Origin of the sequence: Levilactobacillus suantsaii (assembly GCF_004115745.1) — a bacterium.
Classification (GTDB): domain Bacteria; phylum Bacillota; class Bacilli; order Lactobacillales; family Lactobacillaceae; genus Levilactobacillus; species Levilactobacillus suantsaii.
In genome coordinates this window covers 1-25160 of sequence record NZ_QXIL01000018.1, presented here as the reverse complement: position 1 = coordinate 25160, position 25160 = coordinate 1, and the positions used below count along the sequence as shown (strand labels likewise).

At 51.8% G+C, this 25160-nt stretch carries 18 protein-coding genes; 11 read left to right on the top strand and 7 right to left on the bottom strand.

Going from position 1 to position 25160, the window contains the following annotated elements; all coding sequences use genetic code 11:
- Nucleotides 1–49: 49 nt before the first annotated feature.
- Nucleotides 50–589 (top strand): DUF6933 domain-containing protein, encoded by a 540-nt coding sequence (locus DXH47_RS08525; protein ID WP_129032927.1) that lies wholly within the window; start codon nt 50–52, stop codon nt 587–589.
- Between the two features lie 587 nt (nt 590–1176).
- Nucleotides 1177–2181, top strand: coding sequence for a DUF6933 domain-containing protein (locus tag DXH47_RS08520; RefSeq protein WP_129032926.1), 1005 nt, complete (start codon nt 1177–1179; stop codon nt 2179–2181).
- Nucleotides 2182–2277: 96 nt separating this feature from the next.
- On the opposite strand, the gene DXH47_RS08515 is transcribed toward DXH47_RS08520, so the two are convergent.
- On the bottom strand, nt 2278–2892 hold the full coding sequence (locus DXH47_RS08515) for a hypothetical protein (RefSeq protein WP_191985852.1): 615 nt from the start codon (nt 2890–2892) through the stop codon (nt 2278–2280).
- A 249-nt stretch (nt 2893–3141) separates the two neighbouring features.
- Here DXH47_RS08515 and DXH47_RS08510 point away from each other — a divergent pair, with 249 nt between their 5' ends.
- Nucleotides 3142–4197, top strand: a complete 1056-nt coding sequence (locus DXH47_RS08510) for a zinc-dependent alcohol dehydrogenase family protein (protein WP_129032925.1) — start codon at nt 3142–3144, stop codon at nt 4195–4197.
- Between the two features lie 77 nt (nt 4198–4274).
- On the opposite strand, the gene DXH47_RS08505 is transcribed toward DXH47_RS08510, so the two are convergent.
- On the bottom strand, nt 4275–5369 hold the full coding sequence (locus tag DXH47_RS08505; RefSeq protein ID WP_129032924.1) for a MucBP domain-containing protein: 1095 nt from the start codon (nt 5367–5369) through the stop codon (nt 4275–4277).
- Between the two features lie 821 nt (nt 5370–6190).
- On the opposite strand from DXH47_RS08505, the gene DXH47_RS08500 reads away from it, so the two are divergent.
- The 5 genes from DXH47_RS08500 to DXH47_RS08480 all read left to right on the top strand — a co-directional run bounded on the left by DXH47_RS08500 (nt 6191) and on the right by DXH47_RS08480 (nt 13887).
- On the top strand, nt 6191–7345 hold the full coding sequence (locus DXH47_RS08500) for a hypothetical protein (protein WP_129032923.1): 1155 nt from the start codon (nt 6191–6193) through the stop codon (nt 7343–7345).
- Nucleotides 7346–7683: 338 nt separating this feature from the next.
- Entirely contained in the window at nt 7684–8871 is a 1188-nt protein-coding gene (locus DXH47_RS08495) for an ROK family protein (RefSeq protein WP_129032922.1), read from the top strand.
- Nucleotides 8872–9102: 231 nt separating this feature from the next.
- A complete protein-coding gene (xylA, locus tag DXH47_RS08490) occupies nt 9103–10452 on the top strand; it encodes a xylose isomerase (protein WP_129032921.1) in 1350 nt (449 codons plus the stop codon).
- A 157-nt stretch (nt 10453–10609) separates the two neighbouring features.
- The gene (gene xylB / locus DXH47_RS08485; protein ID WP_129032920.1) at nt 10610–12121 is read left to right on the top strand and encodes a xylulokinase; all 1512 of its coding nucleotides are present in this window, start codon (nt 10610–10612) and stop codon (nt 12119–12121) included.
- Between the two features lie 392 nt (nt 12122–12513).
- A complete protein-coding gene (locus DXH47_RS08480; protein ID WP_129032919.1) occupies nt 12514–13887 on the top strand; it encodes a sugar porter family MFS transporter in 1374 nt (457 codons plus the stop codon).
- A 174-nt stretch (nt 13888–14061) separates the two neighbouring features.
- On the opposite strand, the gene DXH47_RS08475 is transcribed toward DXH47_RS08480, so the two are convergent.
- Together DXH47_RS08475 and DXH47_RS08470 are read right to left on the bottom strand one after the other, a co-directional pair.
- Nucleotides 14062–16677, bottom strand: a complete 2616-nt coding sequence (locus tag DXH47_RS08475) for a cation-translocating P-type ATPase (RefSeq protein WP_129032918.1) — start codon at nt 16675–16677, stop codon at nt 14062–14064.
- A 127-nt stretch (nt 16678–16804) separates the two neighbouring features.
- The gene (locus DXH47_RS08470; protein ID WP_170954989.1) at nt 16805–17752 is read right to left on the bottom strand and encodes an AraC family transcriptional regulator; all 948 of its coding nucleotides are present in this window, start codon (nt 17750–17752) and stop codon (nt 16805–16807) included.
- Nucleotides 17753–18174: 422 nt separating this feature from the next.
- Here DXH47_RS08470 and DXH47_RS08465 point away from each other — a divergent pair, with 422 nt between their 5' ends.
- Nucleotides 18175–19896 (top strand): hypothetical protein, encoded by a 1722-nt coding sequence (locus tag DXH47_RS08465; RefSeq protein ID WP_129032916.1) that lies wholly within the window; start codon nt 18175–18177, stop codon nt 19894–19896.
- Nucleotides 19897–19916: 20 nt separating this feature from the next.
- Nucleotides 19917–21482 (top strand): MFS transporter, encoded by a 1566-nt coding sequence (locus tag DXH47_RS08460; RefSeq protein WP_129032915.1) that lies wholly within the window; start codon nt 19917–19919, stop codon nt 21480–21482.
- Nucleotides 21483–21577: 95 nt separating this feature from the next.
- On the opposite strand, the gene DXH47_RS08455 is transcribed toward DXH47_RS08460, so the two are convergent.
- Both DXH47_RS08455 and DXH47_RS08450 read right to left on the bottom strand, forming a co-directional pair.
- On the bottom strand, nt 21578–22090 hold the full coding sequence (locus tag DXH47_RS08455) for a universal stress protein (RefSeq protein ID WP_129032914.1): 513 nt from the start codon (nt 22088–22090) through the stop codon (nt 21578–21580).
- A 12-nt stretch (nt 22091–22102) separates the two neighbouring features.
- Complete coding sequence (locus tag DXH47_RS08450; protein ID WP_129032913.1) at nt 22103–22612, bottom strand: YbhB/YbcL family Raf kinase inhibitor-like protein; 510 nt, start codon at nt 22610–22612, stop codon at nt 22103–22105.
- Nucleotides 22613–22817: 205 nt separating this feature from the next.
- On the opposite strand from DXH47_RS08450, the gene DXH47_RS08445 reads away from it, so the two are divergent.
- Nucleotides 22818–23981, top strand: coding sequence for an ArgE/DapE family deacylase (locus DXH47_RS08445; RefSeq protein ID WP_129032912.1), 1164 nt, complete (start codon nt 22818–22820; stop codon nt 23979–23981).
- Between the two features lie 102 nt (nt 23982–24083).
- Here the strand turns inward: DXH47_RS08445 and DXH47_RS08440 are convergent, their stop codons facing one another.
- Nucleotides 24084–24713 carry a hypothetical protein gene (locus DXH47_RS08440; RefSeq protein ID WP_129032911.1) on the bottom strand — a complete coding sequence of 210 codons (630 nt, stop codon included), beginning with the start codon at nt 24711–24713 and terminating at the stop codon, nt 24084–24086.
- Nucleotides 24714–25160: the final 447 nt, after the last annotated feature.

The window sequence follows — 25160 nt, the reverse complement described above, 5'->3', positions numbered from 1 at the left end:
TATAATTGTGAGAGAGTTTACCCAACTAGCAACGAAAGAAGGCTCCAAAATGTACTTAAATGTCACCCAAAAGAGTCGTGACCTATTTCGCGATTACCCGGTGGTACGGTCGACCGACCGGGCGCAAGCAGCCGCCTTAGCGAACCCGTTGTTTTCCTGGCACGCCACCACTGTGATGGCGCACCACCAGCGCTTATTGCTTTTTGGCCACGATGCCAGTGCGTTATGTGTCGTGGTGGATGCGGCGAACGTGACGGCGACCCAGCGCTTAGCCGACCAGTTCTGGGATCAGTTAGCCCAACAATGGCCCCAGTACGGGTTGCAATCAGCTAACTTGAAAGCGTACCGGCAAACGGCGGGAAGCTGGCAGATCAACGCGCCCATCGTCCATCAACACGTCCGACGGCTTAATGAACAGGGGATGTACGCCAGTTTTCTGCTTGACCAAGGGATCACGATACCGTTGGAGTTGGACCTTTTAGTGGCCAAAACACCGCCGTTGGGTCGCCAACAACCGCCTCACGTGGTGGCTAATATTGCCGCAGACCTGGCGGTGCAAGGCAATCACTGGCGCGACCCGAAAGGCTAAGGCGTGTGCTATAATGGAAATCACCCTTGGCAGGAGTGACCGAAACGAGTCACTGACAGACGGTCGTGTTGACCGTCTTTTTTGATGCGTTGATGATGAGCTTATTAGATCTAACGCCAGGAGTGACGATGATTTGGAAAGCATATCACCTGTGACTTACTAGGAATTCCCCCGATGAGGTTAGCCCTGGGGGAGGCGGACCCAATCGCCGCTGAGGATACGCCGGTTACCGTGGGGAATTAGGTCTACAAGTCGGAAAGAGAAGCACCTGGGAGGCGAAAATTCCAAAGCTAAAGACATCTTTGGCCAATGCCAGCATATCGACGATAGTCTGCAGGACGGCACCTTGTCAGATAGCTTAGTCCGCTATAACTTGACGTGGTCACAGCGTTACTGACCCAGACGGAAAGGGAGATGCTCAATGACGCGTTCGACTGATGCCGCAATAATGACGCTTGCAGGTTGGTTGGTGGGATTTTTAGACGGGAAAATACCGCCAGGCCATCTTATCGTTGGTCAAACGTGCATTACCCAATCGAATCAGCTACACTACAGTAAAGATGACCAAACTAATGAGGTGGACAAGCATGTTGATTAATGTGGTTCAAAAGGCCCAGGGACTGTTTCAGGACTTTCCGGCAGTGGCAGATTCCGCGACGGCCAAGCAACTGGCCCTGGCGAACCCGCTGTTTTCATGGCACGCGACTTACACGACCCGGCAGCATAAGAAGATAGTGTTGCTGGTGAACGATGCATGTATGTTGACGGTGGTGTTAACGGACGTGAACGCCAAGAACCGGCAACAGCTTGCAACTCGTTTTTGGGCGCAATTGGAAGAAATCTGGCAATATAATAACTTGCCACCTGCGGACTTTGACTTATATCGGCGAGTCGCTAAGCCGTGGGAGACTAATCGGACCGTGACCCGCAGCCGGGTGGGGCGGATGAACGATACCGGCGCGATGCTGACCAGTTTGTTGGAAGATGGACCGGCGAGGGACGAAGCCGAACTAGCCATTCGCCTGACACAGGGGATGCGCAAGGATGATGCGGGTCACTACCACACCGGTCGTGATTTGGCGGCGGATTTGGCCGCCGCTAACATGCAGTGGCACCCCGTCGTAGCCGTACCAGCTCCACCCAAAGAATCAGTGGAATTTGGTCCGGCCGTAGCCCAGCTACAAGCACTGCAAAAGACCTGTGATGACCTCAGTGTGACGGCAGATTTAGAAGAATTGGATAAATTGACGGCGCAAATTCAAGCCGCTAACACCACGTTGCTGGAAAATTTCGACCAGGCCTTGACGGGGGAAGTTTCAGCTAAAACGAAAACGTCTTATTTGCGGGAATTGACCTTCTATCTCAATGAGTTTCTGGCTTACCGGTATGTCACGATCCTTGACGACGATGCAGCGGGGGTGGATGAGCTCTTGTTGCACGGTGTGAGCGTGACGGAAGCCAAGCGGATTCGGACGGCGCTGCGCCGGCTGTACCGCTTATTAGCCCAGCAAAACTTAGTTACCGAAGACTTTGCCTCGACTGCCCGTGAAATCATGAGTAACACGTTGGATGAGGACTGGTTCCAGTTTTAAGCAGCTGCACCAAGTGGTGTGGCTGACTGGCGACCACTAAAACAGGTCAGAAAAAACGTCCCGTCGTGATTATTCCCCACGACGGGACGTTTTAGATTAAGCCAATTTAGATTGAGTGTTAGCTCCTTGTTGCAAGATGGCCATAATTTGTTGGTGGGCTGCATCTGCGTCCCAACTACCGTTGACTCCCGCATAATGGTGCAGGGAGGCAACCGGACGGTGGGCGTAGTGGGCGAGCGGGTGCTGCGCCGTGGGCCCTAGGGCAATCAGGGTGCTGGTTGCAGGAATCCCCAACTGATCTAAGTGTTGTTCGAAAGCGGCCACGTCTTGAGCGGTGAAGCGGACCCGCCGACTTACTGGTGGGGTGATACTGGAAAGGTCGGTCATGAAGGTCCCCCAGAGCGGCTTACCGTAGACCGCCGCCGCTAAGCGGTAGTTTAAACGGCCCTTGCGCCCGTGAAAGTTAAGGAACCGCCGTTCCCGTAGGTGTTCGCGCGTCACGTAATTGGGGTTGATCCCCACTAACACGTAGTGCGTTTCCCGTAAGCGCTGTTCAAGATTGCCGTTGAGCAGGTCTTTGGGGAAATGTTCAGCCTGATAGGCAGTGCCGAAGAGACGCTGGCGTTCCTGATTTGAGCGGGTGCTCAAGTCGGCAGCGGGAACGTCCCACAACGCCCAACTGTCGGCGGAAGTAAAGGGTAAGTCTTGCATGGATATCCAACCTTTCTGTACAACATAAAATGAAATGGTGGTACACAACCACTTCTTAAAATATAGGATACCAAATCAAGGTGACATAATATGACATTTGCCGCACGGAAGCGGAAAAAAGTTGGGTGAAGTCTGTCCAAATTTGAAATTAAGGCTAAACTAAGGGGGAAGGCTCCTGGTCATGATTACTGTAAACGAAAGTTGGTGACCACCGTGGCCCAGTTAACCTGGTGATAGGAGGAATTTAAGATGGCAGAACAAGCAGAACACGTCGCTAATATCCCGAGTACGATGCGGGCTTGGCAAGTGACCACACCGGGACCCATCGACGGCCCGACGGCGCCAATCGAAATGGTGACCAAACCCGTGCCGCAACCTGGTGTGGGCGAAACCTTAGTCCGGGTCTTGACCTGTGGTGTATGCCACACCGATTTACACGTGAGTGAGGGCGATTTGCCGGTCCACCAAGCCCACGTGACCCCCGGCCACGAAATCGTGGGGGAAGTCGTGGCGAATGGCCCGGCGACCACACGTTTCAAATTGGGAGAACGCATCGGCATTCCGTGGTTACGGTGGACCTGTGGCGTTTGTCGGTACTGCCGGTCCGGGCGGGAAAATCTTTGCCCGTACTCCAAATACACCGGCTGGGATCATGACGGTGGCTATGCCGAATACGTGACGGTTCCTGAGGGCTTTGCCTACCGGATTCCCGAGCGCTTGGATTCTGTAACGGCGGCCCCGTTGTTGTGTGCTGGGATCATTGGTTACCGGGCATTCGAACGGGCCAACGTGCCAGCTGGTGGTCGGTTGGGCCTCTACGGTTTTGGCGGGTCGGCCCACATCACCGCCCAAATCGCCATCGCCCAGGGCATTGAAGTCCACGTCTTCACTCGAGGCAAGGACGCCCAAAAGTTTGGTCTAAAATTGGGGGCGGCTTCGGCGCAGGGCGCTTACGATAAGTCGCCGGTCAAGCTCGATTCGGCGATCATGTTCGCGCCGGTGGGCGACATGGTGCCCAATGAACTGGCTAACTTGGCAAAGGGCGGTACCCTGGCATTAGCGGGCATTCATTTGAGTGACATCCCGGCGTTGAACTACCAGTACCACATCTTCCACGAAAAGAACCTGACCAGCGTGGAAAGTAATACCCGGCGCGACGGCGAGACCTTTTTGACGCTGGCGGACCGGTTGAATATTCACCCGGCCACCACGCCGTACGCCTTGGACCACGCCGATGAAGCCTTACGGGTGGTCAAGCACGGAGACATCAAAGGCGCTTGTGTCTTACGCGTCGGTAACGATTAACCTAAATTAACTTCCAAAATCCCCGGAACACACTGAATTGGCAGATGTTTCGGGGATTTTGTATCTGCTAGTCGTGGCTAACGGTCACGGTTGTGCCAGCGTAGACCGACTAAACTGCCAAAGCCTAAGACGGTTAGGAGAAGCCCCAAACTGACAAAAACGTTTTGGGACTCGGCCACGTCGTTTTCAACTTGGGGTAAATCGAAGTCGGCTTCGGTAGTTTTGGGTGCTGTACGCAGGGCCGCTTTTGATTTAGAGGGCGTTGACGGGTTAGCCGTTGGTGTGGTGGGCGTTACGGCTTGCGACGTGTTGGCAACCCTGGTGGGGGCGCTGTGTGGCTGGGTGGTGGTCGGTGTCGGTGCGGGGGATGCTTGGTTGGTGGTACTGTCAGTTGCGCTGGAGGTGGTCGTCGTAAACTTAGTTAGTATGGTTGACTTACTAGTGGTTGGGTTTGAAGCGGGAACGACTTGGTCTTGGTCGGTGTTACTGACGGTCTGGTCGTCAGCGCTGTCAGCGATGTTTTGGTTATCATCGGCAGTACTGGTCAAGACAGGGCGGTAAGTAAAGATGATGGTCTGGGGCGTTTCGGTGTAGGTGCCGCTTTGGCTGGCGGAGCCAACGACCTGGTAACCAGCTAAAGTCGCCGCTGAGGCCTGGTAAATTGCCCCCACTTCACCGGTCATCACTTGCTGATTCAATAAGCTCCCCGTTTGGTTGACACCGTTGACGGTGACCATTCCGGTCGTGTTTGGCGTGACGGGAACACTGGAGTCAGAATCCTCATCGGTTCCACCGGGCGTGGTGGTCGTAACCTGATCGGGTGTCGTGACTGTCGTAGTGGGTGCCGTTGAAGCTGGAGCTGCTGTGGTGGGGGCTTGAGAGGCAGGAACTTTAATTGTTGGTTTAGCAGGCTTGGCTGCTAAATCGGCGGAACTAGATGGCGTTGCGGTCGGTGTGGTTTTTAAGGGCACACTGGATTTGGCAGGGGCGGTCGTCGTGGTGACGGCAGAAGACGTTGGTTGAGTGGTGGCCGGTGTGTCGGCACGGGCGACCATGGTGGTGCCGAAGACCCCGAGAGTGAGCGAGGTCACGGTTAAGCTAGTGGCCAGCCAGTGGTGTCGTGACGAAAGAATATGGGGTGGCATGGTAGTCACTTTTAATTTTTGGGGCACAGTGAACTCCTCCTCTCGATTGATAGATTAGATGACAATTGATGCCATTTAAGAAGTGCATTAAATTTACGGTTGTAACACATTGGAACAAGTGGACAACTTTTAATAATTTTATTGTAACTGGTTTAGGGATAAACAGCAACGATATGCCTCATTAACGGCCAATAACATCTGCTGGTGAAACCGTTTCGGGGATTCCAACTGCTAGCTGAGAAAAGAGAGCAATTGAAAGCAATTAAACAGTTACATTGCTGAGTTAAATGAACCAGTAAAATGGCTGACTCGCTAGTCAATCCGTGAAACTAATGGAAGTGAAACGACAGAGTCCTGATTAAAGTTTGTACTGTAAATGATAAAGTAGTGCTGGCAACGAGCTGGTCGGTGAAAAGGGGACCACTTCATGCCTTTATCAGGAATGGTAGTGTCGCGGCTGGGGACAGTCTGAAGGTCGACCAGGACTTCGTCGAAGGCTATTTAGGAGTCGATGACTAAACGCCTGAAGGCCACTCGGGAACAGGATGTGCGCCGAAGGACCCTAGAAATGAGGTCACTAATACCACACAAAATTCGACGCTGGCCAACTTTGTGATCGCCACCCCCAGGCTATCCACCCCGACATGGTGATCGACAGTCTAGGCAATATCCTGGCGTTGGACCAATCTCCATGGCAACTCAAGCGCAATTGAAAACTGAACTGGAAATGTTTCTTTTCCGGTAACGGGTGGGAGTTGTTTTTCGTTCAAGCGACGCGAACAAACGTTTGCTTTTTACAAAAATTATGGTAGGCTAAAGGCAAACAATTGAAAGGGAGCAGGACAAACATGGCAGATCAATTGGCGGTGTTGGAGAAAAAGGGACCGGACCAATCGCGGAACCTCTACGTAGTGGGTGCGCCGGCTTATCGGGTAGAGTCAGCGGAAGTCATCATTCGGGCGCCGGAACACGTGCGAATGGGGAAGGTGACCCAGATTTCGCGCAATGATCAGCATTATGTGGTCGGCTTCGCCAATGGTCACCAACTGGTCTTGAACCCCAATAAGGTCGTGGTCTACCAGACTTTTACCACGTCGCAAGCCCAGTGGACTTACCTGTCGGAACAGGGTTACGACTTCTCCCGGTCAAAGGGCGCCCAACCAGCCACACCGTTGGGCAACATTCGCCTCCTTAAAACGATCCCTCAACGCTATATTGCCGTGGACTGTGAGTTTGGCTCGTTTTACGCCGTTCAGCACCAGGGCAAGCAAATCGAGTGGCAACTGACGACGATCGATGGGGTGAATTTTGGGTTGTTTCAGCTCAGCGCCATTGGCTACGCGGGGACACGGCAGTTACCCATTTACTTCAACCGGTACGTCGACCAACCCGAATTCAGTCCGGAACAAAAACTTCAAGGTCTGGCCGCTACCGGCTTGACCCTGGCGGCCTACCAGCAACAGGCCCAGCCGCTAGCCGTGGTGCGGGCCTTCATTGCCCAGGTCCTAGCCCCCGGCTTACCGTTGATGGCCTGGGATTATCACAACGACTATAAAGTCTTACGTAGTTTAGTAAAGCGTTGTGAACCCCAATTGACGAAAGACGAACTCGCACTCTTGAGGCAGCCGATTCGCCTATTTGACGGGGAAGCGTATGTGAACCAGGTGATTAACCACGCCAACAAGGGGCGTGGAAAGGCGAGTTATACGTTACCGCTCAGCGGGATAGCAGGACTCTTGAACATCGCCACGCCCAACGCCCATAACGCCCTGTGGGATGCCCAAACGGTCCACACCGTGATGCAGACGGTCCAACGGTTGCAGAATCATCCGGTAACCGTCACGGCGCCGCACCGCCCCCCAATGGCGCCGGCCACACCTGTCGCCACTCCAGTCGCGTCTACTCAAGCCAAGCCACAGCATCACGCACTGGCGCGCTGGTTTGGTCCCCGACATTGGCGCCGGGGCAAACGGGCCCCGCTACGGGTCAAACATCAAAGGTGAGGCTCGATAATCAGCTGCTCGTACCTGGGCAACAAAATTGATAAAAAAGTAATGATAATTAAAGCACTTTCTTATGTAACCGAACATACCAAAAATAGGTCGTTGCAGGCCGAAATCCCTTCACTTACATTTTTTTAGTCAAGTTGAGGTAAAGCAGTTGATTTATCCACGGTCTTGCCACATACTGAGGTTAGTTGGTTCGCCAAACTAGAACCGCTGCTTAGTTTAACGGGGGTTCTGTTGGAGGACTAAAGTAGACAGTTGGCGTGGTTAGTTGGGGGACTAAATCATTATAATTGGGTCTAACCACTAATCTTGAAGGTATGGGGGGACGTAAAATGGTCCAGCGAAGTATGACACGTAATCAGCTACACGATCAAAATCTGAAGTTTGTCTTGCAACAAGTTTTTAACAATCACCCAACGTCGCGGATTGAAATCTCCCACCGACTGCACTTGAACAAATCGACCGTTTCTTCCTTATATAACACCTTGATGGCGAAAGGCTACTTAAAGGAACTGGGTTACGGCGATGCGTCGACGGCCGGCGGGTGCAAACCGACGCTAGTGGCCATCAACCAAGATTACGGGTACACGCTGACCTTTGATTTGGGCTATCGACACCTGCATGCGCTGGCCACGACGTTGAATGGCAAGGTCTGGAAGTACGACCGCGTTCAAACGCGGGACCAATCGATTCATGAGATGGTCACCCAGATCAAGAAGTATATCGGTAACGTGCAGGCCGAAGACGAATCGGCCCACGGCTTACTAGGCATCTGCTTCTCCATTCACGGCATCATCTGCGATAATCAGATTCAGACGTCACCGTTTATTAACATGGAGGACGTTGATTTAGTCAAAATCTTTTCCACGGCGTATCATGTACCGGTGGTGTTGGAGAATGAAGCCAACCTATCTGCCATTTACGAACGAGACTTCAACGGCGCCCGCGAGTTGAACAGTACGGTGACCATCAGTATCCACCGGGGGATTGGGGCCGGCATTATTTTGCACCGCAGTCTGTTCCGTGGTGAACACGGGGATGCCGGTGAAATCGGTCAAACGGTGACCCGCCTAGAAATCGATGGCGAAGGTCAGGCCACGCCGGTCCGTGCTGAGGACATCAGTTCCGAAGATGCCATCATCCACCAGGTTGAGGAACAAAAGGGCCTGCATGATTTGGGTCGCGAGGACATTGTGCGGTTGTATCGCCAGCACGATACGGACCTCGCGGTGATCCTCCAGCGTTTCACGATTGCCATCAGTAGTTTGTTGTACAACACGATGCGCACGCTGGACCCGGACGCCTTCTTCATCAACTCGCCGTTGATCGAAGAGTTGCCGGAACTGCTCGAACAGATTCGGGCGGGGTACCGCCGGTTGGCGCACCAGGACTTCCCAATTGAACTGACTACCAATGCGCGGTTAGCCACGGTTTTGGGCGGCTGTTCGGTCATCACCCATCAAGTCTTGGGGTTGAACGGGTACGCTTTGAAATTTGAACGCATTCCAGAAAAATTTTAATTAACACGACGGGTCTGCCAGGACTAACCTTGGTGGACCCGTTTTTTTAGTTAGCCAGCTAAAATCACGACAGACTAACGGCGCGTATGGCTATTGGCAAACAAACATTGGAAGCGGTGGCAAAAATCCAGATTAATTTTCCGAAAACGCTTGCATTAACCCCAAACCACTGTATAATAAGACTTGTAAGTTGGTTGTCGCAACGAACTAACTAGGAGGGTTTTATTAATTATGGCAGAAGAATACTGGAAAGGCGTCGACAAGATTCAATATGTCGGCCATCAAGATAAAAAATCAGGTTTAGGCTTTCAATACTACAATCCGGACGAAGTCATTGGTGGAAAGAAGATGCGCGATTGGTTACGGTTCGCCGTGGCTTACTGGCACACCTTTGACCAACGCCTAGTGGACCCATTTGGTGATGGGACCGCCCAACGGCCATATGACAAGTACTCCGATCCAATGGATTTGGCATTAGCCAAGGTAGACGCCGCATTTGAATTTTATGACAAATTAGGTGTGGACTACCTTTGCTTCCACGACCGGGACTTAGCGCCAGAAGGGGACACGTTACGTGAAACCAACAAGAACCTGGACAAAGTCGTTGATAAGATTGTGGAATACCAAAAGACCAGTGGCATGAAGGTTTTGTGGAACACCTCGAACATGTTCACTAACCCCCGGTTCGTTGAAGGGGCTTCAACCTCGCCATACGCGGACATCTTCGCATACTGTGCCGCTCAATTGAAGCACAGTCTGGAAATCGGGAAGCGCGTTGGTTCTGAGAACTACGTCTTCTGGGGTGGCCGTGAAGGGTATGAATCCTTATGGAACACCAACATGAAGGAAGAACAAGAACACGCTGCGAAGTTCTTCCACATGGCGAAGGATTACGCTAACGAAATTGGCTTCGACGCCCAAATGCTGTTGGAACCAAAGCCAAAGGAACCAACGACGCACCAATACGACTTCGACGCCGCAACCACGATCGCCTTCATGAAGGAATACGATTTGGACAAAGACTTCAAGTTGAACTTGGAAGGCAACCACGCCAACTTAGCGGGTCACACTTACCAACACGAAATTCGCGTTGCGCGTGACGCGGGTCTGTTAGGCTCCCTGGATGCAAACCAAGGGGACAAGTTGATCGGCTGGGATATCGATGAATACCCATCCAACTTGTACGAAACGGTTGCTGCCATGACCGAAGTCGTTGAAAACGGCTCCATCGGCCCTCGCGGTGGCTTGAACTTCGATGCCAAGCCTCGGCGTTCATCCTTCGAACCAAATGACCTGTTCTACGGCCATATCGTCGGCATGGACAGCTTTGCGGCTGGTCTGCGGGTTGCCTTGGCGATGAAGAAGGACGGCTTCTTGGATAACATCGTCAAGAACCGTTACAGCTCTTACGATTCCGGTATCGGTGCAGATATCGAAAGTGGTAAGGCTGACTTCAAGTCCTTGGAAAAGTACGTCATTGACAAGCCACAATCTGAATTGATTGCCGCAACGCACTCCGACCACTTGGAAGAAATCAAAGACACAATCAACCACTACATCATCGACACGTTAAGCAAATAAGCCTTAATGCGCGCGACAGTAGCACTTAAAATGGTGGACGGACGGGAGTCCGTCCACCATTTTTGAGCCCCACCCCTCAGGGCGTTGACCCGTACGAGGGGCCGGTGGGGTACACTGAACGTAATGACAGCGACAAAGACTGATTGGAGGAGCAATTATGGGAAAGTATGTACTTGGGGTGGACCTCGGCACTAGCGCCGTCAAGGTCTCCGCACTGGACCACAGTGGTCAAATCGTCGCCCAAGAAAGCTTCGGTTACGACCTGATTCAGAAGCGCCCCGGCTATAACGAACAGAACCCCGAAGACTGGGTCTCCGGGACGACCGTGGCCATCGTCCGGTTGATTTTAACGGATCACCTGGCCGCCGAAGACATCGAAGGGGTCAGTTTCTCGGGCCAAATGCACGGGCTGGTCTTACTGGATGAGGACAAGAAGATCTTGCGCCCGGCGATTCTCTGGAACGATACCCGGACCACGCCGCAACGCCAAGAAATCATGGACAAAATGGGTGACGAATTTATCGACATCACCCGCAACCAACCGTTGGAAGGGTTCACCCTGACCAAGCTCTTGTGGGTTAAGGAAAATGAACCCGACATCTGGAAAAAGGCGAAGTACTTCGTCTTACCCAAGGATTACGTCCGTTACCGGATGACCGGCAACCTTGCGATGGATTACTCCGATGCGACCGGGACGGTGCTGTTGGACGTGGCCAAGGGCCAGTGGAGTCAACGCATCTGTGACGTCTTTGACATTCCGATGAGCATGTGCCCACCGTTGATTAAGTCAATCGACTTTGCGGGGACGGTCACGCCGGCCTACGCCGAATTTTCCGGTTTGACCACGGCCACCAAAGTCTTTGGCGGTGCTGCCGACAACGCGGCCGGTGCCGTAGGGGCGGGCATTTTACAGCCCAACATGGTCATGTCTAGTATCGGCACGTCGGGCGTGGTCTTGAAGTATGAAGACAATGCTGACGTCAACTACCACGGGGTCCTGCAGTTCGAAGACCACGCCATTCCGGATAAGTTCTATTCGATGGGCGTGACCTTGGCTGCGGGGTACTCGCTGAGCTGGTTCAAGAAGACTTTCGCGCCGGCGGAGGACTTCAACGACGTGGTTGCCAGCGCCGAAAAATCGACGGTCGGGGCCAACGGCTTGCTCTATACCCCGTATATCGTGGGTGAACGGGCACCGTACGCCGATGCGAATATCCGCGGGAGCTTTACCGGGATCGACGGGATCCATCAGCGCCATGACTTTGTGCGGGCGGTACTGGAAGGCATCATCTTCTCGTTTCGGGACCTCTTTGACATTTATGAGGAAAACGGGGGCGACTTCGACACGGTGGTTTCCATCGGTGGTGGGGCCAAAAGCCCGTTGTGGCTCCAGATTCAAGCCGATATCTTTAACCGAAAGGTCGTCAGTCTGAAGAATGAACAGGGCCCCGGCATGGGAGCGGCCATGATGGCGGCCACTGGCCTGGGATGGTTCGATTCTCTGCAGGACTGTGCGAAGACCTTTGTGCACTTCGGTAAGGAGTACCGGCCGATTCCGGAAAACGTCAAGAAGTACAAGAAACTCCACGATATTTACAAGCAAGTCTACGGTCAGACTAAGCAGATTAGTGCGGAGTTGCTGGACTTCCGACGTGAAAATATGAAATAAGCATTGTTTTGAAAATAGGTTGGCAAATCGGTGGAGAAATTTGGGCCGTTTTGACGATTTATAAGCCAGGCACAACTGGTTAAATTAGCGTCCACGATTGATTGCTCATCAATTGCGGACGTTGATTTTTTCCAACTGTTTGCCCGTATTGGTGGTAAATATCTTAAGTTTATCTTGTTTTGAGTAATTCGAATTTAATTGGATAATCCTGATAATCACGAGTAGTGAACGATTATTCATAATTAATTTTAGAAAACTCTTTCAAAGAAGTGAAGGGTGTGGTATATTATCTCTAAGGTTGGTCGCGTGAGCCAACCAACACTAAATGCGACAGTCACCAACTTACATTTGACTGGGAAATCACGGGCACAACTTACTAAGGAGCTAAAACTATGCGACAGGTTTCGACAGGGTTTGTCTACTTCTTTGGCGCACTTGGCGGCCTCCTCTTCGGATATGATACCGGAGTTATTTCTGGGGCCATTTTGTTTATTCAACGGCAAATGAATTTGGGGTCTTGGCAACAAGGTTGGGTCGTTAGTGCGGTCCTGCTGGGAGCCATTTTAGGGGCTGCTATCATTGGCCCATCATCTGATCGTTATGGACGACGTAAGCTACTACTGTTTTCTGCGATTATTTTCTTTGTTGGGGCGATTGGCTCAGCCTTTTCGCCAGAATTTTGGACGCTGATTATTTCTCGAATCATCTTGGGGATGGCCGTTGGGGCCGCCTCAGCGTTGATTCCAACGTACTTAGCTGAATTGGCTCCTGCCAGCAAGCGGGGGACTGTATCAAGTTTATTTCAACTGATGGTGATGACCGGGATCTTTCTGGCCTATGTCATCAATTACACGTTCTCGGGTATGTATACCGGCTGGCGCTGGATGTTAGGATTGGCCGCGGTACCCGCGGCGTTGTTGTTCTTGGGCGGGCTGGTTCTGCCTGAAAGTCCACGGTACTTGGTAAAAACGGGTCGGGGCGAACAGGCACGAGACGTGTTGGATACCATGAACCAACACGATACGGCGGCCGTGAACCAGGAGCTAGAACAGATTCATGAACAGGCCAAGATTAAGAGTGGCGGTTGGTCCGAACTCTTTGGGCCGATGGTGCGACCATCCTTGATTATTGGCTTGGGATTGGCCATTTTCCAACAAGTCATGGGGTGTAATACGGTGCTGTACTACGCGCCGACTATTTTTACCGATGTGGGGTTTGGGGTCTCCGCGGCGCTGATTGCTCATATCGGAATTGGAATCTTTAACGTGATCGTCACGGCGGTGGCCGTGGCCATCATGGATAAGATCGACCGGAAAAAGATGCTGAATATTGGTGCGATTGGTATGGGAATTTCCTTGTTCATTATGAGTTTCGCGATGAAATTCTCTGGGGATTCCTTTGCTGCCGCCGTTATTTGTGTGATTGCCCTGACTATCTACATTGCGTTCTTCTCCGCGACTTGGGGACCTGTGATGTGGGTTATGATTGGGGAAGTCTTCCCGCTGAATATTCGGGGGTTAGGGAATTCCTTTGCTAGTGTAATCAATTGGTCGGCAAACATGGTCGTTTCTTTGACCTTCCCCTCGCTATTGGACTTCTTCGGAACTGGAAGTCTGTTTATTGGTTACGGTGTTTTGTGCTTCTTGTCCATCTGGTTCGTCCACAAAATGGTCTTCGAAACCCGGAATCGTTCTCTGGAAGAGATCGAAGCCACTTTACGGCGGAAGCACGATGCCAAGACTGCTCATGTCACCACGCAAAATTAAGTTAAAATTATTGATTGACGAGGATTCTTGTGGGGATTTTCAGTCAGAACCCCAATAACTTTCTTGGTGCTCAGGCGGTACTTATAGGCATGCCGAGTTATCATGAGTATAAATATGAAAATGGCGTCCCCAGTGCGGGGACGCCATTTTTGCGTAGAGCGTTAAATGAAGTGGTTAGTCGTCGCCCCAGGCGAGATCGACAGCCGTTTCCCGGTTGCGGCGCGTCCAGCGCTTGGCCAGTTCGAGCACCAGCGTGGGGATGAGCATCGCGGGGATGACCAGGGCCCAAGCGCTCAGTGGCAAGTTAACTAGGCCAAAGAGGTGTTGGAGTCCGGGAACCGTAGCCACCACGAGGACCACGCCCACGGCTAGCAGCATCGCCCAATTCAGGACCGGGTTGCGTTTGAGACTGGCCAGCGACAGCGGTTGGCGGTCCTTGATGGCGTAGATGTCGACCATCGACCCGACGGCCAGCACCAGGAAGACCATGGTCGTGCCGATGGTGGCTTGCCCGTTGCTGAGGCCGAAACGACCAATCGCGTAGATGCCGAGCGTCAAGACGGTAAACGTGGCCGCCCGTAAGGCTAACCGACCACCCAAACCGCGGGCGAAGAGGCTTTCGTCGTTTTCCACCGGTGGCTGGGCCATAGCGGCTTTCTCGCCAGGTTCACGGCTAATGTAGAAGCCAGGAATCCCGTCGGCGAGCACGTTGATCAACAGGAGCTGTTCCGCCAGCAGCGGGGCGCCCCAGCCCATCAAGACGGCACCGACCATCAGGAAGATTTGGGCGAAGTTGACCCCGACCAAGAACTCGACGGCCTTCAAAATGTTTTGGTAGACCGTCCGGCCTTCACGGACCGCCGCGATAATCGTGGCAAAGTTGTCGTCAGTCAAAATCATGTCCGCGGCGCCCTTGGAAACCTCGGTCCCGGTAATCCCCATGGCAATCCCGACGTCGGCGGCCTTTAGGGCCGGGGCGTCGTTGACCCCATCACCGGTCATGGCCACGGTCTTGCCGGCCGCCTGCCAAGCCTGGACGATGCGAATCTTGTCACTCGGGGAGACCGGAGCGTAGACCGCGATGTCGTGAATCTGGTCGGCTAAGTCGGTGTCACTCATGGTCTGGAGTTCCGTTCCCGAGAGGACTCGTTGGTCGGGCGTCAGGATGCCGATTTCTTCGGCGATGGCCGCGGCGGTCACCATGTGGTCTCCGGTGATCATCACCGGCTTGATGCCGGCCCGTTTGGCCTCTTGGATGGCGGGGATGACTTCCGGCCGCGGTGGGTCGATGATGCCGACCAGTCCGGCAAAGGTCAGATCCTGCGTCAGTTCTGCCCAGTCAACACTGGTGGTTTGCGGCATCAGCTTGTAGCCGACCGACAGGACCCGTAAGGCTTGCTGGCCGAACTCATCGTGGACTTGCGTGGCCGCGGCCCGTTGAGCGGGCGTCCAGTTAATCGGCAGGCGGTCAAAGGCCCCTTTAACGATGACCAGTTGTTGCCCGTCGGCTAGGTGGTGGACCGTGGCCATGGTTTTCTTAGTGGAGTCGAAGGGGTCTTCGGCTACCCGCGGCGCCAGGCGCTCAAACTTGGCCCGGCTGCGGTCGTGGCTGGCTAGCCAGCGCACGATGGCCAATTCCGTAGGGTCACCGTGGGTCTCTTCTTGGCCGGCCACCGTCTTGATTTCGGCGTTGGTCGCTAGCCCCAGGTAGCGCATCAGGTCTTTACCCGCCGGTGTCAGGTCATCGGCGGCAAAACTGGTTTTGGACTTGGGCGTCCAGTAGCGGGTGATGGTCATCTTGTTTTGTGTCAACGTCCCGGTCTTGTCCGAGGCGATAACGTCGACGCCGCCGATGGTTTCGACCGCGTTGACCCGGCGCATGATAGCGTTACGGTGAGCCATCCGCTTGACCCCGTGGGCCAGACTGATGGTTACGATAATTGGCAGAGTTTCGGGCACGGCCGCCACGGCCAGGGAGATCCCGATCATTAGGCTGTCGGCGATGCCTTGATTTTGCATCCAGATACTCAGGGCAAAGATCACCAGGCCGCCTAAAACGGCGAAACTGGTCAGCCAACCGGACAGGCGGTTCAAGCGGCCTTGTAAGGGCGTCGCGCGTTTCTTAGTCTTATTCAACAGGCCCGCGATTTGGCCGAGTTCCGTGGCCATTCCGGTAGTCACGATTTGCACGATGGCGGTTCCGGCGGTCACGGCCGTGCCGGAGTAGACGTGTTGCTCGTCGACGATAGCGGTTAGGGTGGTCAGGGAGTGTTTGGCGACGGGGACGCTTTCCCCGGTTAGAACGGCTTCGTCGACGGTCAAGTTCGTGCTTTCGAGCACCACCCCGTCGGCGGGAATCTGGTCACCGGCCTTCAGCAATACCAGGTCACCCGGGACCACGTCTTTAGCCGCGATACTTTGGGCCACGCCGTCCCGGCGAACCGTGGTGGTTGGTAGGCTCATGGACTGTAGCGCTGCTAGGGCTTTTTCGGCCGAGGCTTTCTGGTAGAGACCAATGGCCACGTTGATCACCAGGATGGCCCCAATCACGATGGACTTGGTCCAGCCACCACCTTGGAATAGGGCCATGTAGCTGGCCAGTCCGACCGCAAACAGCAGGACCAGCGAGGACACGTCGTTTAAATGGTGGGCAATTTGCCGCCATAAAGCGGGCTTCTTCGCCGCCACCAGTTCGTTTGTCCCGGCGGTTTGCCGGCTGGCTTGGACTTCTTGTGCGGTCAAGCCGTGTTCAGTTGTCAGGTTAAAGTGCGTCATCTCTTTTCTCGTCATGATTAGGATCCTCCGTTACTCTATAAAAAGATTAGATTGTTTATTAACATAGTCTTATTATGACGAAAAGTTTAGTGTAAACTATGCGGGATTTGTGAAGATTTTTAGGAGATGGAAAAAGTTGAAATTAGTGTTTTTCTTTGGCTTCTCGTTCTAGCCGTAGCAGAGCTTTTTTGGGGACTGGTAACTCAGGGTCAACATAAGGATTATTAGTATGAATGGGCCCGTGAATTTGGCGGTAGTGGAGTGGTGTGGTGCCAGTTAATTTACGAAACTGTAGAAAAAATTGTTTTTCATTTTTGAAGTAGGCGAAGTTCGAAATTTGTTTCACGGAAAGAGTTGTTCGCAAAAGGAGTTCGCAGGCAACTTTTATTTTTTGCTGGTTAATATATTCGATTAATGTTTGTCCTTGATTTTGCTTGAAAAAACGCGAGAGATACTGCGGAGTGAGACCGAAGTTATGGGCAATGTCGGTAACGGTTAGACGGACAGACATGTGAGATCGAACCCAACTTTTAATGTGCATCATGCGAGTGTAATAGATATTGGATGTATGTTGCGTTCGAATTCCCTGGAGAAATTGACTACTGATTTTTAAAAGTAAGTAGGTCATCAAATAGTTGCTTTCTTCAAAGTAAAAGGTGTCATGGGTATGACTATCTAAGAGTTGATAAACCAGGACGGAAATTTCCTGGGTGTCCAGTAATTTAAACTTATCGGGAAGAATGAAGTAGTCGGATAAGCCATTCTGGGCAATTTCGCTGAGCTGAGTGTCAGAATAGCGTTTGGTTAGGAAAGTGTGTCTGTCGTTAGCTGCAAAATGCAACCAAAAGAAAATCACACTATCACTTTTTTGATAGCCCTGGACTTCAGATGGGTAGGGAACTAATAAGACTTCGTCCGGAAGCACAGTATACTTTTGATGATTGATTTGAAGATAGACCGCTCCCTTAAGGCAAATAATGAGTTCGTAATCGCTGAAGCGTTTTTTCTCGTGGGCCCACGAAGAAGAACTGATGAATTTACCGCCAATCGTAAAAATAACAGGTTTTTGGTGTGAAAAAAGATAGTACATCTGCGATGCCTCTTTTCTGGGTAAGATAAAAAAGGTTATTAATTGACCGTTTATGGACATTATAATCATTTGTGAAAGGGGTTACAATTCAATTGATAGTTAATTATCACAGCTTCAGAAATAAAAGGTCGCTAGCGAAATGGCGTTAACATCAGGTTTTTACACATTTATATAAGTAAATTCTTATTAGACAAATAAGGTGATACATTTGGAGATAAAAAATACGGAAATAACGGGCCAATCGGTAACTTTCCAGGTTAAGACGGATGCGCAAAATCAGGTGGTTGGGCTTCTCAACCGCCAGGATCAATACCACATGAATTGGGTAAAAGCCCACGAAATTTGGGGAAAGGTGCACACAACAGTGGACCTCAACGTAACTGTTAGCCGTCAATTGACTGACGAAAGTTTGACAGAAACCTATGTTTTTACGAATTCAACTAAAGATGGACACTCTCGACACGGATGTGGGCATCGATGTCCCGTTACCGGATTACTACACTAAAGCCAGTGTTGGCTTAACGCAATGTAGCAATACTCATATCTGGTGCGGGGAAACCTGCAGTTACCTCATGGCATTACGTCAAGGAGGCCAAGCCCCGCACTTAGGACTGCTTCTGCAACAAGGGAGTTTGAAAGGCTACAGCATTCAACGTAGTTATGACTTTTCGGGTCGGGAAGAAGAAGTTAGCAATACCCGTGGTGTGATTAGACTGCACCCCGAAAACTTTAAATTACAACCAGGAGAATCCTATACGCTAAGTTGGAAACTCTTCTGGTTTAACGGAAAAAAACAGTTCAAGGAGGTTTTGCAACGAACACCAGATTACATCGATGTGACAGCCGATGATTTTGTAGTGACGGGCAACCAACCACTAACGTTCAGAATTCACGTGGGTGGGGGAACGACGTCAACGGTAGGACCACAAGTTTGGTGGCAACATCATTTGGTCGCCACTGATTGGGACCAAGCAACGGCTACGGCCGTGGTAACTCTCCCGGCGGGGGTTAATGGTGAAAATCTCGTGGTCATTGATTGGCACGAGCAGCATACCCATGCACTGTTCTTCCGGACGTTACCGTTAGTTGAACTGGCCAGTCGGCGGGTACATTTCATTGCTGAAAAACAACAATGTTTGAATCCCGAAAGCGTACTTAACGGTGCTTACTTGATTTACGACAATGATGAGCACCAACAGTATTACATCCACGTGAATGATCATAATGGCGGCCGTGAACGGGTCGGCATGGGGGTTTTGATGGCGTATTATCTCCGGCATATCCCCGATAAAAAATTATATAAAAGTTTGTTGGCCTATATTAACTACGTCACGACTAATTTAGTTGATGTTGAGACGGGCACAGTCTATAACGATGCGCCGCGAAATAATGATGACCCCCGGTTGTACAACTATCCATGGGTCGCACAATTATTTCTGGAAATGTTCCAATTGGAAAATGACCAAAAGTATCTGGAGTGGTGCTACCGCGTGATGATGCACTTCTACCAGATTGGGGGAGTTGAGTTTTATGCTATTGGCATTCCAATGGCAGAATCGATGCGGCTTTTTCGCCAAGCAGGGCGCAAAGAGCAAGCTGATCAGCTACTCGACTGTTATCGACAAAACGTTGATTACATTGTAAAAAATGGCGTTAACTATCCAGAATCAGAAGTGTCCTATGAGCAAGCAATTGTTGGCCCGGCGGCGTTGTACGTTGTCGATATGTATCACTTGACGGGGGAAGAAAAGTACCTAGCGGCCGCTAAGGTTCAGTTACAATCGTTGGCCCAGTTTGAAGGGTTGCAACCCGATTATCACTTGAACGAAGTAGCTTTGCGCCATTGGGATGGCTATTGGTTTGGTAAGAATCGGATGTTAGACGACACGTTCCCGCATTATTGGACCGCGTTATCCGGATTGGCATTTGCTCACGCTCAACAAGTGGTTGAGGCCAGTTATGAGCCTTTAGCGCACAAGTCTTTACGAGCCCCGTTGTCACTCTTTGGGGAAGATGGGAGTGCCTCGTGTGCCATGATCTACCCACTAAAAGTAAACGGTCAAGCCGCTCATCAACTCGATCCCTGGGCAAACGATCAGGATTGGGGCCTGTACTTTGCCTTGAAATATTGTGAATTTAAATAAAGCGATAGGAGGTCAGAAACATGACGGATCAGAAAGTGCTCCACGATGGTTGGGACGAGTACCGTTCCAAGCGTATCTATCGAGCAAAAAAGAAAATTGGATTTTGGCGGTCGATTGGCTTTGGTGTTTTTTCATCGTATAGTCAAGCGATGCAAGGTATGGTTGTGACGTGGCTGCTGTTCTTCTACACGACATTTTGTGGGTTGAGTGCGGTCGAAGGGGCTTCAATCTTTGCGATTGGCCGGGTCGTCGATGCCTTCACCACTTTACTTGCCGGAAATATTTCAGATAAATTCTATAAATTAAAGTTCGGTCGACGATTTGGTCGGCGGCACTTCTTCCTCTTGTTGGCAGCCCCAGCGGCGTTAATTGCTATTATTCAATGGGTTCCCAACATGAATTATATCTACTATCTAGCAACGTACTTGATCACGAATATGATGCTGTCATTCTTGGAAATTCCGTACGATACGCTGTCGAACGAAATGACCAAAGATTACAACGAACGGACCAAGTTGTCCACGTCCCGGATGGTCTTCGCCGGTGCGTTTGCGCCCCTTATTCAGTGGGTGATTGCACAGATGTTCAAGATGTGGCCTAAAACCAGTCCAGTCCCATACATGACTGCGCAAGCCATCTTCTCCGTTGGCGCTTTCGTCTTGATTTTAGTCACTTACTTTAGTACTTGGGAACACTTTGTGACCAAGGAAGAAGCAGCGGTCGAAGAATCACACAGCAATGGTCAAAAGCGGAGCGTCTGGGTTCTTTTGAAGTCAGCGGTTAAAAGCTATGTCTCAACGTTCAAAATTAAAGCTTACCGGATTCACCTGTTGATTTTTGGGGCTTCTTATCTGGCCGCTTCTGTTTGGGGCACGGTCTTTGCCTATTACATTGTTGATGTCATTGGCTTATCTTCCGCTACGGCGGCTTACCTGAGTATGTTTAGTTTAGTCTCAATTCCAATCACGATTATTGCCGGTTGGGCAATTACCAAAATTACGCCTCGAGCCCTTTACATGTACGCTTACGTGCCGATTATTGGCGCGTGTGCTGCGACGGCCTTTGTTGCCTTTAACCGGCCAGCGCACATTATCGTTTGGTTGAGTGTGATTTGCTTCTTCTACAATATTGGGCAATACATTCTCTGGTTTATTCCATGGAACGTCTTTCCGTTTATTCCCGATATTGATACGGTTGTGACTGGTGAAAATCGGTCAGGGGTCTTTGCTTCTGTCATGATGTTCATCATGCAGACGTCCATTGCTTTGGGAACGATTGTCGTTGGATTGATGCTGGATGCTTCTGGTTTTGTGAAGTCAAGCTCTGGGTCGGTCGGCGAACCTGAAAGTGCCAAGTTAATGATTGTTGGCATTATCAGTATCGTTGTCGGACTCTTGATTGTGATTGCGTTGATCGGGGCCATGAAGTTTAAGGTCACTCGGAAGACGTCCAAGGTGGTTAATGCCGAAATTAAGCGGTTACGTGATGGCGGTAAGATGGCTGACGTTGATCCACAGACGGAAGCTACGCTGAATGACTTAACTGAGATTAATTATCACGATATCAAGGTTTGGCAAAATAATTAAATATTAGTTGTCTGACTATAGAAACGGACTGCCACATTCTCGCTTTGACGAGTGTGACAGTCCGTTTTGAATTACTAGACCAATAATTCAGGTCTTTAAAATTTCGGTTGTTGCTGATTCTTCTCACTGACCGCCGGGATATCGATGGGGCGGCGGTCCAGGTCGGTCCGCACCACGAAGACGTCAATCGAAGCCGTCCGACTAACGTAGGCCGTGACCGAGCCTTCGACCATCCGGGCCACGGCGCTGAGGCCGGTGGCACCCATCATGATGAGGTCGTTATGGTGGTCCTTGACGAACTCGTGGGCGATAACGGTCTTGGGGTTACCGAAGCGCACGTGCGGTGAAATCGCGTGAAAGCCGGTGGCCGCCGCGGTGGTGTCGACTAGTGACTGTAAATACGCCGTGGCGTCTTGGGCCAACTCGTGGATGACGCTCCCTGGCATGGATTCCCGTGAGGATAAGCCGTGGGTGATGCGCAACACGTTGAGCAAGTCGATGTGGGCGTTGTCGTTACGTTGGGCCACCAGCACCGCCTTTTTCAACGCCAGTTCGGCTTGCACGGACCCGTCGACCGGGACCAGAATGTTTTGGTAATTTGCTGACATGACAGCCTCCGCTTAGACCCGACCGCGCAACGTGATCGTTGCGGTGTCGAGCACGTGACCGTTGATCTGGTGCAACAAGTCGTTCAACCAGAAGCCGTCTTCCAGGTCCAACTTAGTGTCCAGCGCGTAGACCGTCAGACTGTAGTCGTGGTCCTTGTCCGGTGGCACCGGGCCGGTGTAGTTTTGGTAAATGGCCGGGTCGGTGTTGCCGATTAATGAGCCGGCGTTACTGTTGCGACCGTGAACGTGAGGAATCGCGTTGGTCCGGGACACGTCGGCCGTGATCTCCCGGGTGGTACCAGGGAAGTTGGCAGCGACCCAGTGAATCCACGGGAAGCCGGAGACCGGGACAGCGTCGAAGTCGATGAGGTTCAACGCCAAGGTCTGGGTCTTCTTGGGGAGTTTACTCAGACTAATGGGAAATGACTTAACGGGGTTGTGCCCGTTCATGTCCTCCTTGGTGGCATGCTTACTATAGTCGTCGGCCAGGTAGCCGTTGTCAGTTGGTACAAAAATACGCATGAAATCCCTCCTAAAATGAGTCCTAAACTGCTTTCATTATACCGCAGGATCCCAGGAACCTCGACTAAGAACATTATGCAAATCAATGTATAAAAATCCATATATAAAAATAAATCCGTATAATTTATTAAAATAGGCTTGATTCTTGATTAAAAGATCGTAAGCTAGGTTTAATCATTTTTTAATTGAAAGGACTTGATGTGCCATGACCCCAGCGCAAAAAATTGAAATTCTGCAACAATTGATTCAGATTCCGTCCGTTAACGCCCACGAAGCAGAAGTGGCGGATTACCTGGCCAGTCTCTTTGCCCCGTACCCGCAGGCCAAGGTCGAACGTTTGACCTATGCACCTGGCCGGGACAATCTGGTGGTGACCATCGGCGACCCCACTGGTCCGCTGCTGGGGTTAGCCGGGCACATGGACGTGGTGGCGCCGGGCGATGAAACCGCCTGGCACCACGCGCCGTTTGGCGGTGAAATTGTGGGGGACCAGCTCTTTGGCCGGGGAGCTTCGGACATGAAGAGTGGCTTAGCCGCCATCACCATCGCCATGCTCGAAGCCTTAGAACAGCACCAACCACTGGCCGGGGGCGTGCGTTTGTTGGCTACGGTGGGTGAAGAGACCGGTGAATATGGTGCCGCGCAACTGACCGATGCCGGATACGCTGATCACCTCGCAGGGCTGGTCATTGCCGAACCCAGTGGGCTGGACCAGGTAGTCTACACCGCGCGGGGCGTTATCGACTACAAGGTGGTCTCCACCGGCAAGGGCGTCCACAGCGCCAGTCCGGAGCTCGGTGTCAACGCGATTACCAATCTCATGAAGTTTTACAACGCTGTGGGGCCCATGATGGCCCAACATACCCAGGTTGACCCGGTCTTGGGCGGGTTGTTGCACAACGTTGATTTGATTTCCGGCGGTGAGCAGGTCAATTCTATTCCGGCCCACGCCGAATTGATGGCTAACATGCGGACGATTCCGGCGTATCCCAACCAAATGTTATATGATGAACTCGAAGGACTAGTGGCCAAGCTCAACCAGGAACCGGGCGTCGACCTTGAGCTGACCTACAGTTTTCCCGAGGAGGCCATCCCCGGTGATCCGCAGGCCCCGCTGGTCCAATTGGCCAAGCAGATCAGTGACCAGGTCTGCGGCCACGACACGCAAATCGTGGGCTCCGGGGGCGCTAACGACGGCGCGGAATTCTTGCGGGGCAAGGGCGACTTCACCAGCATCGAAATTGGCCCGGGTAGCAACACCTCCCACCAACCGGACGAGTACATCAGTTTGGCCGCGTACTTGCAGGCCATCGACTTCTACGAAGCGTTCGTCCCAGCGTTTTTCCAGTCGACCGTTGTGACGCACTAACCAGTCCTAAATCGATAACAAAAACAGGCTGACCAGGAAGATGAATTCCCGGTCAGCCTGTTTTTGTTGCGCGCACCCCTAGTACTGGGGTGCACACTCAAATCAGCGAACAAATTGTAAATTATAATTGCCTTGCCCATCGGACGTGATGGTGTAGGTCGAGTAGCCGGCCTGTAACCACTGACTCTTGGACGCCTGGGCCCAGTTTTGGGCGTCGGCGACCGACGAGAAGGTGTGGGGCGTGTCGAACGAACTGGCATTTTGGCTCTGTTGGGCCTTTTGCGTCGAGTTGGCGCTCGACTTTGCCGCATTGCTCGAACTCGACGAGCGTTTGACCTCGGCCTGGTTCAGGAGCTTTTGTTCCCGACTTTGGACCGCGCTGTTATCTTCGTTGTTGATGCTCTCCTGGAGCTTCTGCTTCTGAGTCAAGGTCAACGTGCCGTTTGATAGGTAGCGTTTGTACTTGGTCTCAAATTGGTCGTAGGCCGACTGTTGCGAGGTCGAGGACGATTTGGCCGCTAAGGACGCGTCGGCACTCGAAGCCGTTGCGGTCCGCGACGATGAGGACTGGTGTGTGTTGATGGCCAGGACTAACAACACCGCGATGGCCAGCGTGAGCAAAGTCATCAACCAGGGCCACCAGCGCCGTTGTTGGCGGTGCCGCCGCGGCGGCTGGTGGACGTCGTTAAAATTATACCGTTGTACGCGTGATTTTGGTTCTTGGTTGTTCAACTGAAAAACCTCCATGTCCAGTAAACGGTGGTTCCGTTAACGTCCGGGTAACGCGATGAGTAACAACACGGTGGGGCAGACCCCCACCCAATAAAGCTAAGTGGACGTTAAGGGACACAACGCCGCCCGACGAAAAATTCCCCCGGGAGGCGACCGTTTCTTTGCTGTAAATCCAAAAACGAGTTTGCCGTTACCCACGACAAACTACCACACCTTTCATCTTAACGCAAAATCTTAATTGTTAGAAACTAAAACCTCTAAATTTTGAGGATTACGTCACCAGATGTGCGAAAGTGGGTGGGGTATTGTAAAATGGATGTATTGAAATGGCAAATTCTATAATTAATCCGAACAGAAATTAAAAAGCCCAAAGCAATCACTTACAATGGTAGTAGCTAATTCCAACCAATATAGGGAGTGATTACTTTGAGTACATCTACTTTATCA